The 16617-nt window shown below is 72.3% G+C and carries 11 protein-coding genes and 1 pseudogene; 9 read left to right on the plus strand and 3 right to left on the minus strand.

Features of this window, described 5'->3' with window-relative positions:
* Positions 1-16 precede the first annotated feature (16 nt).
* A complete protein-coding gene (locus AAFF41_RS34205) occupies positions 17-4960 on the minus strand; it encodes an ATP-dependent helicase (protein WP_343325141.1) in 4944 nt (1647 codons plus the stop codon).
* 283 nt (positions 4961-5243) lie between these two features.
* Between AAFF41_RS34205 and AAFF41_RS34210 the strand changes: the two genes are divergently transcribed.
* The 3 genes from AAFF41_RS34210 to AAFF41_RS34220 are packed head-to-tail and all read left to right on the plus strand — an operon-like array spanning position 5244 to position 7182.
* Positions 5244-6239 carry an AraC family transcriptional regulator gene (locus tag AAFF41_RS34210; RefSeq protein WP_319748391.1) on the plus strand — a complete coding sequence of 332 codons (996 nt, stop codon included), beginning with the start codon at positions 5244-5246 and terminating at the stop codon, positions 6237-6239.
* On the plus strand, positions 6137-6877 hold the full coding sequence (locus tag AAFF41_RS34215) for an AzlC family ABC transporter permease (RefSeq protein ID WP_319748602.1): 741 nt from the start codon (positions 6137-6139) through the stop codon (positions 6875-6877). Before AAFF41_RS34210 ends, AAFF41_RS34215 begins: the two co-directional genes overlap by 103 nt.
* Positions 6874-7182, plus strand: coding sequence for an AzlD domain-containing protein (locus tag AAFF41_RS34220; RefSeq protein WP_319748392.1), 309 nt, complete (start codon positions 6874-6876; stop codon positions 7180-7182). Before AAFF41_RS34215 ends, AAFF41_RS34220 begins: the two co-directional genes overlap by 4 nt.
* A gap of 58 nt (positions 7183-7240) precedes the next feature.
* On the opposite strand, the gene AAFF41_RS34225 is transcribed toward AAFF41_RS34220, so the two are convergent.
* Positions 7241-8194: a hypothetical protein gene (locus AAFF41_RS34225; RefSeq protein ID WP_319748393.1), complete on the minus strand. Its 954-nt coding sequence runs from the start codon at positions 8192-8194 to the stop codon at positions 7241-7243.
* Between the two features lie 80 nt (positions 8195-8274).
* Here AAFF41_RS34225 and AAFF41_RS34230 point away from each other — a divergent pair, with 80 nt between their 5' ends.
* The gene (locus AAFF41_RS34230) at positions 8275-8469 is read left to right on the plus strand and encodes a DUF3046 domain-containing protein (protein WP_319748394.1); all 195 of its coding nucleotides are present in this window, start codon (positions 8275-8277) and stop codon (positions 8467-8469) included.
* Positions 8470-8529: 60 nt separating this feature from the next.
* Positions 8530-9744 (plus strand): AI-2E family transporter, encoded by a 1215-nt coding sequence (locus AAFF41_RS34235; protein WP_319748395.1) that lies wholly within the window; start codon positions 8530-8532, stop codon positions 9742-9744.
* A 22-nt stretch (positions 9745-9766) separates the two neighbouring features.
* Here AAFF41_RS34235 and AAFF41_RS34240 read toward each other — a convergent pair whose 3' ends face one another.
* Entirely contained in the window at positions 9767-10606 is an 840-nt protein-coding gene (locus AAFF41_RS34240) for a hypothetical protein (protein WP_319748396.1), read from the minus strand.
* A gap of 327 nt (positions 10607-10933) precedes the next feature.
* Here AAFF41_RS34240 and recA point away from each other — a divergent pair, with 327 nt between their 5' ends.
* From recA to AAFF41_RS34260, 4 genes and pseudogenes are all read left to right on the plus strand, one after another.
* A complete protein-coding gene (gene recA, locus AAFF41_RS34245) occupies positions 10934-12058 on the plus strand; it encodes a recombinase RecA (protein ID WP_060897132.1) in 1125 nt (374 codons plus the stop codon).
* Positions 12059-12061: 3 nt separating this feature from the next.
* Positions 12062-12999 (plus strand): annotated as a pseudogene (gene recX, locus AAFF41_RS34250) (recombination regulator RecX).
* Positions 13000-13244: 245 nt separating this feature from the next.
* Complete coding sequence (locus AAFF41_RS34255) at positions 13245-13982, plus strand: helix-turn-helix domain-containing protein (protein ID WP_343325142.1); 738 nt, start codon at positions 13245-13247, stop codon at positions 13980-13982.
* Positions 13979-16531, plus strand: coding sequence for an ABC transporter permease (locus tag AAFF41_RS34260; RefSeq protein WP_343325143.1), 2553 nt, complete (start codon positions 13979-13981; stop codon positions 16529-16531). The genes AAFF41_RS34255 and AAFF41_RS34260 overlap by 4 nt, the downstream gene beginning before the upstream one ends.
* Positions 16532-16617 lie beyond the last annotated feature (86 nt).

Genomic DNA, 16617 nt, shown 5'->3' on the forward strand with positions numbered 1-16617 from the left:
CGTGTGGGTGGGGTGTTCAGGCGCGCAGGCGCAGGCCGCGGGGGGTCGCGATGAAGCCGGCACCTTCCAGGAGGGTGCCGAACGGTGATGTCAGGGCGGAGGCGCCGTTGACGCGCTCCACCGTGACCGTGCCGAGGGAGCCCGCGAGGGCGGCCGCGGCGAGGGCTTCGGCGGCGACACGCAGACGGGCGTCGTCCATGATCGAGCCGTCCGGGTCCGAGGGCCAGGCCAGCAGGGTCTTGCCGCCGCGCTCCATGTACAGCGTCAGCTCGCCGTCGACGAGCACCACCAGGGAGCCCGCCTTGCGGCCCGGCTTGTGCCCGGCGCCGGTGGGGGGCTCGGGCCAGGAAAGGGCCGCGCCGTAGGCGTTCGCGGGGTCGGCGGCGGCCAGGACCACGGCCTGGGAGGTGGACCGGGACGAGGAACGGGCTCGGAACCGGTTGGGGGAGAGCGCGGCGTCGCTCGCGAAGCCGTGGTTGCCGGCGAAGGCGGAGTCCTCGGTCTCGGGGAAGCCCGGGGGGCTCGTCGCGTCGAGGTCGAGGTCGTCGGGGAAGGCGTGGGTGTGCGCGGGATCGTCGTGGCCGTCGAGGAAGTCGTTGGTGTGCGCGGGGTCGCGGCCGACGGGGAATCCGTTGGAGTGGGAGCGGCCGGGAGTGTCCGGGAAACCGGTCGGCGCCGGGAAGCTGTCCCGGGGTTCCTGGGCGGTCAGGGATTCGCCCCGGTCCCGTGCGTTCGCCGCCGCGCGCAGGCGGTCCACCGCTCCGTCCATCGCGAACTGGGCGGCACCCAGTCCTTCCACCACATAACCCCGGCGGGCCTGGCCGCTGTCCTCGAAGGCGGACAGGATGCGGTACACGGCGGAGAAGCCGCCCTCGACCCCTTCCGCGGCGACGGCGCCCCGGGTCACCACGCCGTGCCGGTCGAGCAGCGTGCGGGCCAGGGCGTGGGCGCGCACGGTGGCGTCGGGCTCCCGGGCGGGCAGCAGCGACCAGCGGCCGGCCACCGTCGGCGGGCCCGTACGGGACTGGGGGCGTGCGGCGCCGGTCAGGGAGCCGTAGCGGCCGCGCGGCACCGTGCGTTTGGCGCGGTGCGCCGTGGACCCGGCGGTGCGACCCGAACCCAGGAGCGCACGCATCGGTGCGAGCGTGTCGTTCGTGAGCCGACCGGACCAGGCCAGGTCCCAGACCGTGTCGGCGAGTTGGGGATCGGTGGCGTCGGGGTGGGTGGTGGCGCGGACCTGGTCGGTGATCTGGCGGAAGAACAGGCCGTAGCCCCCGGAGAGGGCGTCCAGCACCGACTGGTGCAGGGCGGTCAGCTCCAGGGGGTTCGGGTCCGGGAGGAGCAGCGGGGCCGCGTCCGCGAGATAGAGCGAGACCCAGCCGTCCTTGCCCGGCAGCGCCCCGGCCCCGGCCCAGACCACCTCTCCGGCGGCCGTGAGTTCGTCGAGCAGCGCGGGGGCGTAACCGGAGACGCGGGAGGGCAGGACAAGCTTCTCCAGGGCGGAGGCGGGCACCGAGGCGCCCTGCAACTGCTCGATGGCGCGCACCAGTCCGTCGATGCCGCGCAGACCGTGCCCGCTGTCGACGTGCTGCCACTGCGGCAGGAACTGTGCGAGCGCGGCGGGCGGGACCGGCTCCACCTCGTGGCGCAGGGCCGCGAGCGAACGGCGCCGGAGTCTGCGCAGCACGGCCGCGTCGCACCACTCCTGGCCGATGCCCGCCGGATGGAACTCCCCCTGGACGACGCGGCCGTTCGCCGCGAGGCGTTGCAGTGCTCCGTCCGTGACGGCCGTGCCGAGACCGAAGCGGGCGGCGGCGGTGGTGGAGGTGAACGGGCCGTGGGTGCGGGCGTAGCGCGCGAGGAGGTCGCCGAGGGGGTCCTTGACCGGCTCCGTGAAGGCCTCGGGGACGCCGACGGGCAGCGCCGTGCCCAAAGCGTCCCGCAGGCGGCCGGCGTCCTCGATGGCCGCCCAGTGGTCGGCGCCGGCGATACGGACCTTGATGGCGCGGCGGGCGGAGGCCAGTTCCTTGGCCCACTGCGGCTCGGCGCCGCGCTCGGCCAGGTCGGCATCCGTGAGCGGGCCCAGCAGGCGCAGCAGGTCGGCGACGCCTTCGGCGTCCTTGACCCGGCGGTCCTCGGTGCGCCACTGGAGCTCCCGCTCCAGCTCGGCCAGGACCTCGGCGTCGAGCAGCTCGCGCAGCTCGGCCTGGCCCAGGAGCTCGGCCAGCAGGCGGGAGTCCAGGGACAGGGCGGCGGCGCGCCGCTCGGCGAGCGGGGAGTCGCCCTCGTACAGGAACTGGGCGACGTATCCGAACAGGAGGGAGCGGGCGAAGGGGGAGGGCTCGGGCGTGGTGACCTCGACGAGCCGCACCTTGCGGGACTCGATGTCGCCCATCAGCTCGGTGAGCCCGGGAACGTCGAAGACGTCCTGGAGGCATTCGCGGACCGCCTCCAGGACGATCGGGAACGATCCGAACTCGCTGGCCACCTGGAGAAGTTGGGCGGCGCGCTGCCGCTGCTGCCACAGCGGGGTGCGCTTTCCCGGGCTGCGGCGCGGCAGCAGCAGCGCGCGGGCCGCGCACTCGCGGAACCGGGCCGCGAACAGTGCCGAGCCGCCCACCTGGTCGGTGACGATCTGGTCGACCTCGCCCTTGTCGAAGGCGACGTCCGCCGCGCCGACGGGCGCCTGCTCCGTGTCGTACTCCGTGCCCAGCTTCATGGGCTCCTGGTCGAGCAGGTCCAGGCTCATCACGTCGGCGTCGGGCAGGCGCAGCACGATGCCGTCGTCGGCGTGCATGACCTGGGCGTCCATGCCGTAGCGCTCGGAGAGCCGGGCGCCCAGCGCGAGGGCCCAGGGGGCGTGCACCTGGGCGCCGAAGGGAGAGTGCACGACCACCCGCCAGTCGCCCAGTTCGTCACGGAACCGCTCGACGACGATCGTGCGGTCGTCCGGGACGTGCCCGCACGCCTCGCGCTGTTCGGTGAGGTACGACAGCACGTTGTCGGCGGCCCAGGCGTCCAGTCCCGCGGCCAGCAGCCGCAGGCGGGCGTCGTCCTTGGGGAGCGAGCCCACCTCGCGGAGGAACGCGCCGACCGCCCGGCCGAGTTCGAGAGGGCGGCCGAGCTGGTCGCCCTTCCAGAAGGGGAGCCGGCCCGGGACACCGGGGGCGGGGGAGACCAGGACGCGGTCGCGGGTGATGTCCTCGATGCGCCAGGAACTCGTGCCGAGCGTGAAGACGTCCCCGACGCGGGACTCGTAGACCATCTCCTCGTCGAGCTCACCGACCCGGCCGCCGCCCTTCTTGGGGTCGGATCCCGCGAGGAAGACCCCGAACAGCCCGCGGTCGGGGATGGTCCCGCCGGAGGTGACGGCGAGGCGCTGAGCGCCGGGGCGGCCCGTGATCGTACCCGCGACGCGGTCCCACACCACGCGGGGCCTGAGCTCCGCGAAGGCGTCGGACGGATAGCGGCCCGCGAGCATGTCGAGCACGGCCGTGAACGCCGACTCCGGCAGCGAGGCGAAGGGCGCCGCCCGGCGGACCGTGGCGAGCAGGTCGTCGACCTGCCAGGTGTCGAGTGCGGTCATGGCGACGAGCTGCTGCGCCAGCACGTCCAAGGGGTTGGCGGGGACCCGCAGGGACTCGATGGAGCCGGTGCGCATCCGCTCGGTGACCACCGCCGCCTGGACCAGGTCGCCGCGGTACTTGGGGAAGACGACGCCGGTGGACACCGCGCCGACCTGGTGGCCCGCGCGGCCCACGCGCTGGAGGCCGGAGGCCACGGAGGGCGGTGACTCGACCTGGACGACGAGGTCGACCGCGCCCATGTCGATGCCGAGTTCGAGGCTGGAGGTGGCGACCACGGCGGGCAGGCGCCCCGCCTTCAGGTCCTCCTCGACCAGGGCCCGCTGTTCCTTGGAGACCGAGCCGTGGTGGGCCCTCGCGATGACGGGCGGCGCCCCCTGGGCCGCGCCGGAGCCCCCCATCAGCTGGGCCGGGGCGTGCGCCTCCGCGAGGGGTTCGCCCGTTGCCCGCTCGTACGCGATCTCGTTCAGCCGGTTGCACAGGCGCTCCGCCAGGCGGCGGGAGTTGGCGAACACGATCGTGGAGCGGTGGGACTGGACGAGGTCGGCGATCCGCTCCTCGACATGGGGCCAGATGGAGGGCTTCTCCGCGCCCTCGCCGCCGTCGGCGACCGGGGAGCCGCCGAGCTCGCCCAGGTCCTCGACCGGGACGACCACGGAGAGGTCGAATTCCTTGCCCGACGGCGGTTGGACGATCTCCACCTTGCGGCGGGGCGAGAGATAGCGCGCCACCTCGTCCACCGGACGTACCGTCGCGGAGAGGCCGATGCGGCGCGCCGGCCTGGGCAGCAGCTCGTCGAGGCGCTCCAGGGTCAGCGCGAGATGGGCGCCGCGCTTGGTGCCCGCGACCGCGTGCACCTCGTCCAGGATCACCGTCTCGATACCGGTCAGCGCGTCGCGCGTCGCCGACGTCAGCATCAGGAACAGCGACTCGGGGGTCGTGATCAGGATGTCCGGCGGGCGGGTGGCCAGCGCGCGGCGCTCGGCGGCGGGGGTGTCGCCGGAGCGGATGCCGACCTTCACCTCGGGCTCGGGCAGCCCGAGGCGCACCGACTCCTGCCGGATGCCGGTCAGAGGGCTGCGCAGATTCCGCTCCACGTCCACCGCGAGGGCCTTGAGCGGCGATACGTACAGCACACGGCAGCGCTTCCTGGGGTCGGCCGGGGGCGGGGTCGAGGCCAGCTGGTCGAGTGCGGCGAGGAACGCGGCCAGGGTCTTGCCGGAGCCGGTCGGGGCGACCACCAGCACGTCCGAGCCCTCGCCGATGGCCTTCCACGCGCCGGCCTGGGCCGCGGTGGGCGCGGAGAAGGCCCCCGTGAACCAGCCGCGGGTCGCGGGTGAGAAGCCGTCCAGGGCTCGGTGTGCGGAGCTGACCATGCGTCCATCCTGCACCCCGCCACTGACAATCGCTCTGACCTGCGGAAATGTGGCCGGTGGCCTAGTGGGACGCCTGCGGCTCGGTGACGGGGCGGGGCCGCGCCGGGGGTATCCGTCCTCGGGCAGGCGCGGAATCGGTCGATCACCGACTTGGCGGCGTTGACGCGCCAGCCGCTGCGGGCGCCCCCCGACACGACCCCTCGCCGCCGTGGGCGGCCGACGGCGGCGTGGGGGTGCACCACCCGAGCCGGTCGTCCGTGGTGTCATGCCGGAGAATGAATGGGTGGCAGGTTCGGGGCAGGAGCGGGCGCGGCACTGGCGGTACGCGGAGCTGCCGGGTGTCGATCTGCTGCGGGCGCGGTTCGTCGAGAAGATATTTGTGCGGCACACCCACGAGAACTTCGTGATCGCCGCCATCTCCGACGGTGTCGAGGTCTTCCACCACGGCGGCGCCGACCAGTACGCGGGTCCGGGCGCGCTCGCGCTGGTCAACCCCGACACCCCGCACACGGGCCGGGCGGGTGTTCCCGAGGGTTGGCGGTACGGGGCGGTGTACCCCTCGCCCGAGCTGGTGGCGGAGATCGCCGCGGAGATCACCACGATTCGTGGCACCCCCGGATTCGTCAGCCCGGTGCTCGACGATCCGTACGCGGCGGGTCTGGTTCACGAAGTGCTTCGGGCCGCGGAGGAGGGCAACGCGCTCGCGGCCGACACGCTGCTCCGGGTTGCGGTGACCCGGCTGCTGCGCCTGAACGGCGGTCCGCTGCCGCAGCGGGGTGTGCACACCGCGGGCGCCCGTGTCGCCGCACGCGCGCGTGCCGTGCTGGAGGAGCGGATGGCCGAGCCTCCGACCCTGGAACGGCTCGCCGCCGACCTCGGCACCAGCCCGTTCGCCCTGCTGCGCGCGTTCCGCGAGACCTACGGCATGCCGCCCCACACCTGGCTGACCGACGCCCGGGTACGCCGGGCACGCCACCTCCTGGATGCCGGTTCCGCGCCCGCCGAGGCGGCCGTCGCCGTCGGCTTCACCGACCAGCCCCATCTCAATCGTCACTTCACCCGGATCGTGGGCGTGCCTCCGGGCGCCTACCAGCGCGAGCGCAAGAACGTACAAGACGTCGACGGGCGGCCGCACCTACCGTCCGGGGTGTGGCAGAACAGACAACTCTCGCAGACATACGCAGTGAAGAAGGCGGCGGAAAACCCGACGCGGCCGTCGTTCGGGACGCCCTGGGAGTCGGGGTCGCCGTCGGACTGTCCGGGTTCGCCTTCGGAGTGACCTCGGCCGGCAGCGGGCTCACCGTGCTGCAGACCTGCGCGCTCAGCCTCCTGGTGTTCACCGGTGCCTCGCAGTTCGCGCTCGTGGGCGCGCTCGCAGGCGGCGGCAACCCGCTCACGGCGGCCGCGGGCGCGTTCTTCCTCGGGGTGCGCAACGCGTTCTACGGACTGCGGCTGTCACAACTGCTGGCCCTCCCGCGCGCGGTGCGTCCGTTCGCCGCGCAGTGGGTCATCGACGAGACCACGGCCGTCGCGCTCGCCCAGCCCTCCCGCCGCAGTGTCCGGATCGGCTTCACCGTCACCGGGCTCACCCTGTACGTGCTGTGGAACCTCACCACGCTGCTGGGCGCCGTCGGGGCCGAGGCCATCGGGGACACCGACGCGTGGGGGCTGGACGCCGCCGGGCCCGCCGTCTTCCTCGCGCTGCTCGCACCGATGCTGAAGACCACCACGGAGCGCGCGGTCGCCGGTGCCGCGGTTCTTCTGGGGCTCGGTCTGCTGCCGGTGCTGCCCGCAGGAGTCCCCGTCCTGGTGGCGGCGCTGGCCGCTCCCGCCGCCCTCTACATGGAGGGGCGACGCGCTCCGAAGTCCGCCGGTCGTATGAAGGCCGACAACGACGCACCGAGGGACGACCGTTGAACATCTGGATCGCGATCGGGGCGACCGCCGTCGGCTGCTACGCCGTCAAGCTCATCGGCCTGCTGGTCCCCGACGGCGTCCTGGAGCGGCCGCTCGTCAAGCGCCTCGCCGCTCTGCTGCCCGTCGCCCTCCTGGCCGCGCTCACGGCTCAGCAGACCTTCGCCGACGGGCCCGTCCTGGTCGTGGACGCGAGGGTCGCAGGACTCGCCGCGGCCGCCGTCGCCCTGCTCCTGCGCGCCCCCTTCCTGCTCGTGGTCGGCGCGGCCGTGGTCGTGACGGCGGGAGTGCGGGCGCTGACAGGCTGACGCCCGGTACGCGGGCGGCCCGCACGCGTGTGTGCGGGCCGGGAACCGTCGGGGGCGCTCAACCGATGGGCCGTCCGTACGCCCGTAGGGTGCGCAGGGCCTCGATCGTCACCATGGGGCGGCACTCCAGGGCGGTACCCGGTGCCCACTGGCGCCAGCGGATCGGCCAGCCGCCGTCCTCACGCTGCTCGCCCGCCAGGAAGTCGAGTGAGCGCGCCATCTCCTCGTCGGTGAACCATGCGCGCGCGAGCGACCCCGGGGCCTTCGCGTAGTCGTGCGGGAAGTGGTGCTCGTCCGGCGCGTATCCGGGCGCCACCGGAAACGCCTCCAGGTGTGCCGGGTCCAGTGCCGCGAGCCGGTGCTCGCGCACCAGACGGCCCAGCCGGTCGGCGGCGGCCTCCGCGCGCGGGCGGTCGGGGGCCCAGTCCAGGAAGGCCACGGCCGCCTCGATCTCGTACGGGTGGGACTTGTCCAGGGACTCGACCGCCCGCCAGCAGAAGTCGGTGGCCCGGAACAGCCAGGCGTGCCACACCTCGTTGCGGTGCAGCAGGCCCACCACGGGGCCGGTGGCGAGGAGTTCACTCGGCGGGTCGTCGACGACGGGCACGAAAGGAGCGTGCGGGTAGCCACGCTGACTGGGATGGATGGCCGGCAGTGCGCCGTCCGCCGTCGACACCGAGGTCAAGTAGCGGCACACGCGCTCCACGCGCTGTCCGCCGCACCGCCCGATCGAGTCCAGGACGCGCAGCGCGTGCCCGGTGTGCAGCGGCTGGCTGACCGGGCCGCGGAGATCGGGTTCGAGCGCGTGACCATATCCCTCGTCGTCGTTGCGGTAGGCGGCCAGCGCGGTCTCCACCGCGTCGGCCGCGCCGACGTCGCTGTCCAGGAAGTGGTACGCGAAACGGCGCTGCTCCAGCACGCGTGCGGTGAGCCAGATGAAGTGCTCGGCGCGCGAGAGCGGGGTGTGCGCCGGGGGCGTCGGGGGGAGTGGGGATGCTCCTGATTCGGCCATGTCTCAGACCGTAGGACGGAAAGCGGTCTCGGCAAGGGGTCCCGGCCCGGGCCCACTCTCAGGGGCGGGATACTGGAGTCATGCGGTTGACGGTCTTCTGGCAGCGGATGGCGGATCACTTCGGTGAGGCGTACGCCGACACCTTCGCGCGCGATCATGTGATGACGGAGCTCGGCGGACGGACCGTGAACGAGGCGCTGAACGCCGGCTGGGAGGCCAAGGACGTGTGGCGCGTGGTGTGCGCGACCATGAACGTTCCGTACGAGAACCGCTGACGAACCCCGAAGATCCGGGGCGGGGCACAGATTGTCGGTGGAGTCGGCGACACTTGCCCCGTGGCCCCGACAGACGAGACCGCGCAGGTCGACCAGCAGACATCCCCCTTCGGCACGACGCCGCCCCCTTCGCCCCCGGGCGGGGACGCCTCCGGGCAGGGCGCGCGCATGCCGCGCTGGCTGCCGCGCGCGATGGTGCTCGCACTCACCCTCGTCGCCCTGTTCCAACTGGGCAGTTGGGCGTTCCACCAGCTCATCGGGCTGTTGATCAACATTCTGATCGCGTTCTTCCTGGCGCTCGCCATCGAGCCCGCGGTGAGCTGGATGGCCTCGTACGGTATGCGCCGGGGGCTGGCCACCTTCCTCGTCTTCTTCGGTCTGCTGATCGCGACGGCCGGATTCGTCACGCTGCTCGGCTCGATGCTCGCGGGTCAGATCATCAAGATGATCGAGGGCTTCCCCGAGTACCTGGACTCGGTGATCAACTGGATCAACTCGAGCTTCCACACCCACGTGAGACGGGTGGACGTCCAGGACAGCCTGGTGCACTCCGACTGGCTGCGGAAGTACGTGCAGAACAGCGCGACCGGCGTCCTGGACGTGTCCGCGCAGGTGCTCGGCGGTCTCTTCAAGCTGCTGACGATCACGCTGTTCTCGTTCTACTTCGCGGCCGACGGGCCCCGGCTGCGGCGCGCGTTGTGCTCGGTGCTGCCGCCCGCGCGACAGGCCGAGGTGCTGCGCGCGTGGGAGATAGCCGTCGACAAGACCGGCGGCTATCTGTACTCGCGCGGTCTGATGGCGCTGATCTCCGGCGTCGCGCACTACATCCTGCTGCAGGCCCTGGGCGTGCCCTACGCGCCCGTGCTCGCCGTCTGGGTGGGTCTGGTCTCGCAGTTCATCCCCACCATCGGTACGTATCTCGCAGGCGCCCTGCCGATGCTGATCGCCTTCACCATCGACCCCTGGTACGCGCTGTGGGTGCTGATCTTCGTCGTGGTCTACCAGCAGTTCGAGAACTACGTACTGCAGCCCAAGCTGACCGCCAAGACCGTGGACATCCACCCGGCGGTCGCCTTCGGCTCGGTCATCGCGGGCACGGCCCTCCTCGGGGCCGTCGGCGCCCTGATCGCCATCCCCGCGGTCGCCACTCTCCAGGCCTTCCTGGGGGCCTATGTGAAGCGGTACGACGTCACGGACGACCCCCGGGTGCACGGCCACCGGACCAGGAGGTCGCCCTCCTTCCGCACCCGTCTGCGGGAACTGCTCGCCCGATGAGGCCGATGAGGTTCACCGGGGTTCACCAGGTGAGGGCCGCCCACACTCCGGCGCCCAGGACCGCCGCCGCGTAGCAGCCGACCGCCGCCTGGATGACCCGCTGCCGTGTCCGGTCGCTCCATGGTGTGTGCGACAGCAGCCAGGCCAGTGCGGGCAGGACCAGCACGGCGTGCAGGCTCACTCCGTGCAGCGGCTTGAGCGGGGCCGTCGAGTGGTACGCCGCCTCCTGGTGACCGGTGCGGGTGAGGACGACCCCGCGCGCGATCATCGCGGCGCCCGACGCCAGCGCGACGAGCAGGATCGCGAACCCGGAGCGCAGCGCGAGCGGCATCCCCAGAGGGCCCGTGGGCCGGTTTTGGAAGGAGGCCACCGCGAACACGGTGAGCAGCACCACGAGAACCCCGCCGCCCACCGCGAGCGTCATCGACACCGCCGTGTCGAAGCCGGTCTCCATGTTGAGGTGCGAGGGCACCCGGCGCCACGCCTGAAGGGTGATCCCGCCCACCTCCACGACACAGTCGGCGGCGAACACGACGAGCAGCGCCGAGCGCAGACGCGTTCCGACCCGCAGATACGACGTGACCCATGTGATCGCGATCAGCGTCAGCCCGAAGGAGAGCCCGAACGTGACGGGCTTGCGCCAGGAGACGGGCCCGTCCCAGGGGCCGCCGTCCACGGCGAAGACGACCAGATGCGCCAGCCCGGAGAGCACCAGCACGGCGCCGGTCACATGGCAGAGCCGCTCGGTGGGACGCACTCCGCGCCACGCCCCACGCCACCCGGAGCGCACCGGAGACGGTCGTGCCGGTGGGGCGACGGCGGTGGTCACGGCGGGATCGGGGGTTCCGCTGTGGCTCTCCATGAGGTCCAAGCTTCGGCGGCCAGGGCCCTGAGGTCGTCGTACGGCCGAAGACTTCGGTGGTACGCCCTGGGGAGTAGGCGGGGATCCCGGTCGTTGTCGGTCCGCGAACGTAGGCTCGGAGGTGCCGCATGGTGCGCTTGACACCAAAATCGAACATCCATTCTCATGGAATCTCCGGCTGGGCTCTCGGCGGGGATTTCGGCAGGGTTTTCACAGAGATGTACCCGAGTTATCCACAGGCTGGACGGGCGTCGGGGCGCATTGTCAGTGGCAGGCGTTAGCGTCTTTGACGTGAAGCGATCGACTCAAGCAAATCGGGTGGAACCCATGGCAGGTACGGACCGCGAGAAGGCGCTCGACGCCGCGCTCGCACAGATTGAACGGCAATTCGGCAAGGGCGCGGTGATGCGCCTGGGCGAGCGGCCGAACGAGCCCATCGAGGTCATCCCCACCGGGTCGACCGCGCTCGACGTGGCCCTCGGTGTCGGCGGCCTGCCGCGCGGCCGAGTGGTGGAGGTGTACGGCCCGGAGTCCTCCGGTAAGACGACGCTGACGCTGCACGCGGTGGCGAACGCGCAGAAGGCCGGCGGTCAGGTGGCCTTCGTGGACGCCGAGCACGCCCTCGACCCCGAGTACGCGAAGAAGCTCGGCGTCGACATCGACAACCTGATCCTGTCCCAGCCGGACAACGGCGAGCAGGCGCTGGAAATCGTGGACATGCTCGTCCGCTCCGGCGCGCTCGACCTGATCGTCATCGACTCCGTCGCCGCCCTGGTGCCGCGCGCGGAGATCGAGGGCGAGATGGGCGACTCGCACGTGGGTCTGCAGGCCCGTCTGATGAGCCAGGCCCTGCGGAAGATCACCAGCGCGCTCAACCAGTCGAAGACCACCGCGATCTTCATCAACCAGCTGCGCGAGAAGATCGGCGTGATGTTCGGCTCCCCGGAGACCACGACGGGTGGCCGGGCGCTGAAGTTCTACGCCTCGGTGCGACTCGACATCCGCCGCATCGAGACGCTGAAGGACGGCACCGACGCGGTCGGCAACCGCACCCGCGTCAAGGTCGTCAAGAACAAGGTCGCGCCGCCCTTCAAGCAGGCCGAGTTCGACATCCTCTACGGGCACGGCATCAGCCGCGAGGGCGGTCTGATCGACATGGGCGTGGAGCACGGCTTCGTCCGCAAGGCCGGCGCCTGGTACACGTACGAGGGCGACCAGCTCGGCCAGGGCAAGGAGAACGCGCGCAACTTCCTGAAGGACAACCCCGACCTCGCCAACGAGATCGAGAAGAAGATCCTGGAGAAGCTGGGCGTCGGTGTGAGGCCGACGGAGCCCACCGCCGAGCCGGGCGCGGACGCGGCGGTCTCGACCGCCTCGGACGAGGCCGCGAAGACGGTGCCCGCTCCGGCGGCCAAGGCCACCAAGTCCAAGGCCGCGGCGGCCAAGAGCTAGTCCATGACGCGACGAACCGACTGGGCCGAGTACGCCTACCCCGTCCCCCGCGGGGGCAGGGGCACGGGGGGAACGGCGACTCGGCCGGAGACGGTGAAAGAGCGCACGGCGGGGACGGGCCGTACGGGGACGAGACGCACGGCGGCTCCTCCGCGTACTCCGGTGGCACGTATGGCCCCGAAGGGTTTCATGGCGGGGATCCGTACGGCGGTGACGGTCCGGCGGGCGACGGTGAAGGTGACGGCCTGACGGACGGTCACGGTTCTATGGACGGTGGATCGCGCCGTGGCGGTGGGCGGCGCGGCGACAGGGGGCGCGGCGACGGGGGGCCGCGAGGTGGACGAGGGCGTCGGAGGCGTGGCGGTTTCGGTGAGCCGTCCGACGACCCACAGGACGGAGGCACTCCTTCCTCGTCGAGGGCCGAGAAGGGGGAGCCCCCAGGGGACCCGGCTGAGCGGGCGCGGGCGATCTGTCTGCGCCTGCTCACCGGGACCCCGCGCACGCGGAAACAGCTCGCGGACGCGTTGCGCAAGCGTGAGATCCCCGACGATGTGGCGGACGAGGTGCTGTCACGGTTCGAGGAGGTCGGGCTGATCAACGACGGTGCCTTCGCGGACGCCTGGGTGGAGTCCCGGCACCACGGCCGGGGTCTGGCCCGGCGGGCGCTCGCGCGGGAGCTGCGGACCAAGGGCGTGGACTCGACGCTGATCGACGAGGCCGTCGGGCAGCTCGACTCCGAGCAGGAAGAGGCGACGGCGCGTGAGCTCGTCGCGCGCAAGCTCCGTTCCACGCGCGGTCTCGACCGCGACAAGCGGCTGCGACGTCTTGCGGGCATGCTCGCCCGCAAGGGCTACTCCGAGGGGATGGCGCTGCGCGTGGTTCGCCAGGCGCTGGAGGAAGAGGGGGAGGCCACGGAGGGTCTGGGGGACGAGGGGTTCTGAGCCTTGGGGGTGGGGGCGGGGAACCGAATGCGGTGGGCGCACGGGGGGCCGATCGCGTTCAGGGGGTGGCAGGTCTCCGAACCCGGCCCTGAACCCGGCTCCTGGCCCTCCCCTTCTCCCGTCTTCCCACCCTCGCCCGACCCAGGACTGTCCAACTCCCCTTTGTGAGGGTGGGGTTAACCCCCGGAGGGAGACGCCGGGTTGCCGCAATGCACAGGTGTCTGTGCACAGAGGACTGTGTACGCATGGCACAGGAACCCGGCGCGGAACGCTTGGTGAGGCGGAGCGAGGAGACTTCGCGCGGCTCCACCGAGCTCTCCGACCTCGCCACGCTCAAGGCCCTCGCGCAGCCCCGTCGGCAGCGCATGCTTCAGCACCTCACCGTGCACGGCTCCGCCACCTCGGCGACGCTGGCCCGGGCACTCGGGCTCAACACCGGAGCCACCAGCTATCACCTGCGTGAGCTCGCCCGGTACGGCTTCGTGGAGGAAGTCGACCGACCGGCCGAGGCGGGCGGCCACGGCAGGGAGCGCTGGTGGCGGGCCGTCCCCGGTGACCGCCGCTTCCCGCCGCGCAGTCGGCAGAGCGCCGAGATGCGGCTCGTCATGGACGAGCTGAACCACCACGTGTACGCCGCCGACCTCGAACTCTTCGAGCAGATGCAGGTGCAGGCGCAGAGGCAGTTACGGACGCGGGGGGCGGACGGGGAGGTGGGCGAAGCCGATCCCTGGGTCGACGCCTTCCCCTGCTCGCGCGGCAGCATCCGGCTGACGCTCCCCGAACTCCGCGCGTTCTTCGAGGAGTACATCGCGCTCCTCAACCGCTACAAGCGCCCCGAGGCCGACACCCCGCCCGGCGCCCGCACCGTGCTCACCCGGTTCCTCGCCTTCCCGGCCCCCGACGCCGCGCCCGACGCCGCGCCCGACGCCGCGCCCGGGAACCGTCCGGCACCCCACGACAGACCAGGGAGCGAACCCTCATGATGCTGCGTTACGCCCTGCGGACCGTCCAAGCCCGCAAAGGTGGCTTCCTCGGTGCCTTCTTCGCCTTGATGTGCGCGGCCGCTCTCATCACCGCCTGCGGCACCCTCCTGGAGACGGGCCTGCGCGGCACGATCGCCACCGAGCGGTATGCCGCGACGCCCGTCGTGGTCTCCGCCGACCAGAACGTCCACCAGACCACCGTCAAACACAAGAAGGGCAAGACCAAGGTCAAACACAAGGCGAAGCCGATCGCCGAACGGTCCTGGCTCCCGGGCGACCTCGCCACCGAACTCCGGAAGGCGCCCGGCGTACGTGAGGTCATCCCCGAACTGACCTTCCTGGCCGAACCCTTGGCACCCGGCGGAGCCGTCGACAAGGACCGGCCCGCCTACGGGCACGCCTGGGACTCCGCCGCGCTGACCCCGTACACCCTCACCACCGGCACCGCCCCCGAGGCAGACGGCGATCTCGTCATCGACCGCCGTCTCGCCGAGCGCGCCCACCTCGAGCCCGGTGACCGGCTCACCGTCCAGTCGACGCAGAGCCCACGGACCTACCGGGTGACCGGAATCGCCGCCCCCGCCCAGGAGGTGCGGTACCAGACCGCCCTCTTCTTCTCCACCGCCGAGGCCCGCCGCCTCGCCGCCCACCCCGGACAGGTCACCGCCTTCGGGGTGCTTCCCACCAAGGGCACGGACGCGGCCGTGCTCAAGCGATCGGTCAGCACGGCGCTGCACGGAACCAAGACGCCGCACGGTACGACCGCGCAGGTCAGCGCCGGTGACGGCCGAGGGCCCGTGGAGTTCCTGGACGCGGCCGCCGCGCGCACGAAGCTGGTCAGCATGGGCGGTGCGATGGGCGGCACCTCACTGCTCGTGGCCGTCCTCGTGGTGGTCGGGACCTTCGCGCTCTCCGTGCAGCAGCGCCATCGCGAACTCGCCCTGCTGCGCGCCATCGCCGCAACGCCGGGCCAGATCCGGGCGCTCCTCGGCCGTGAGGCACTGATCGTGGGGGCCGCCGCGGGCACCGCCGGCGCGCTCGCGGGGCTGCCGCTGGGCAGTTGGCTGCACGGCCGGTTCGTGGCCATGGGCGCCGTGCCGGCCACGCTTCAGCACACCGTCAGCGTCTTCCCGCCGTTCGCCGCGCTCGCCGCGACGTTGCTCGGTGCGTGGGCCGCCGCCCGTATCTCCTCGCGCCGGATCGCCCGGATCCGCCCGGCCGAGGCGCTCGCCGAAGCCCACGCCGAGCGCACCCGCCCGGCGTGGGGCCGGATCCTCGCGGGTCTCGCCCTGCTCGCCGGCGGTGTCGCCCTCGTCGCCGTGCTCAGCGTCCTGCGCACGGAACCCGCCTCGACTCCCGTGACCTTCCTGGCCGTCGTGGTCCTCGCCTCCTCCGTCGCGCTGCTCGGTCCGCTGTTGGTCAGAGCGGCCGTAGCCGTACTCGGAGGTCCGCTCGCGCTGACCGGACCCAGCAGTCGGCTGGCGCGTGCCAACCTCCGTGGCCACGCCGCCCGGATGGCCTCCGTAGTCACCCCTCTGACCCTCCTCATCGGCATGACCTGCACCGTTCTCTTCGTCCAGCCGACCCTGGGCAACGCGGCCCGCGCCCAGGCCCGCGAGGGCATCCGCGCCGACTGGGTGGTGGCCGCCCAGGGCCCGGGTGTACCGGCCGAGGCCGCACGGCGGCTGCGTACGCAGCACGACACCGTCACCGAAGTGGTCCGCACGACCGTCCGTGTGGGACTCGACAAGTACGCGGCGCAGGGCGTCACACCCGGGGGCCTCACCCGCACCTGGGACCCGGACGTCACCGCCGGCTCCCTGACGAAGCTCACCGAGGACACCGTCGCCGTCAGCGAACTCGCCGCCGACCAGCTCCACCTGAAGCCCGGCAGTCCCCTGAAGCTCACGCTGGGCGACGGAACACCCGCCACGCCGACCGTGGTGGCCGTCTACGCCAGAGGCCTCGGTTTCGGCGACCTCACCTTCGCCCACGACCTGGTCGCCCGCCATGTGGACAACCCACTCGCGACCTCCGTCCTCGTCAGCACCGCCCGTACACAGACACAACTCGCGGCTGCCCTCCGTGAGTTCCCGGGGGTCCACGTCCTCGCCCCGGCCGCCGCCGACTCGATCCAGGCCGCACGGCAGCAGGCGAACGCCGAGGTCAACTACCTCGCCATGGGACTCGTCCTGGCCTTCACTGCCATCGCCGTCGTCAACACGCTGGCCATGTCGGTCGCGGAGCGTGTCCGCGAGTTCGCGCTGCTGCGCCTCGCCGGGGCGACCCGGCGCCAGGTGTTGGGGATGCTGCGCACGGAGGCGCTCTCGGTCCTGCTGCTCGCCACCGCGCTCGGCAGTGGAATCGCGCTCGCCGTCCTCACCGCGTTCAGCGTCGGCATGACGGGCGAGGCAGCTCCGGCGGTCACCCCCCTGGTGTACGTCGCCGTGGTCGCGCTCGCCGGGCTGCTGGCGCTCGTCGCCACCGCGCTGCCGGGCCGGGTGGCGTTGCGGGTGCGCCCGGTCACGGTGGCCACGGCCAAGGAGTAGGGGGCGGTACGCGGAGGAGTGAGGAGCGGTACGCGATGGTGGGCGCCCCTTACATCAGGGGGCGCCCACCAACTGCGTACCGCCGA

This window comes from Streptomyces mirabilis, from assembly GCF_039503195.1.
Classification (GTDB): Bacteria; Actinomycetota; Actinomycetes; order Streptomycetales; family Streptomycetaceae; genus Streptomyces; species Streptomyces mirabilis_D.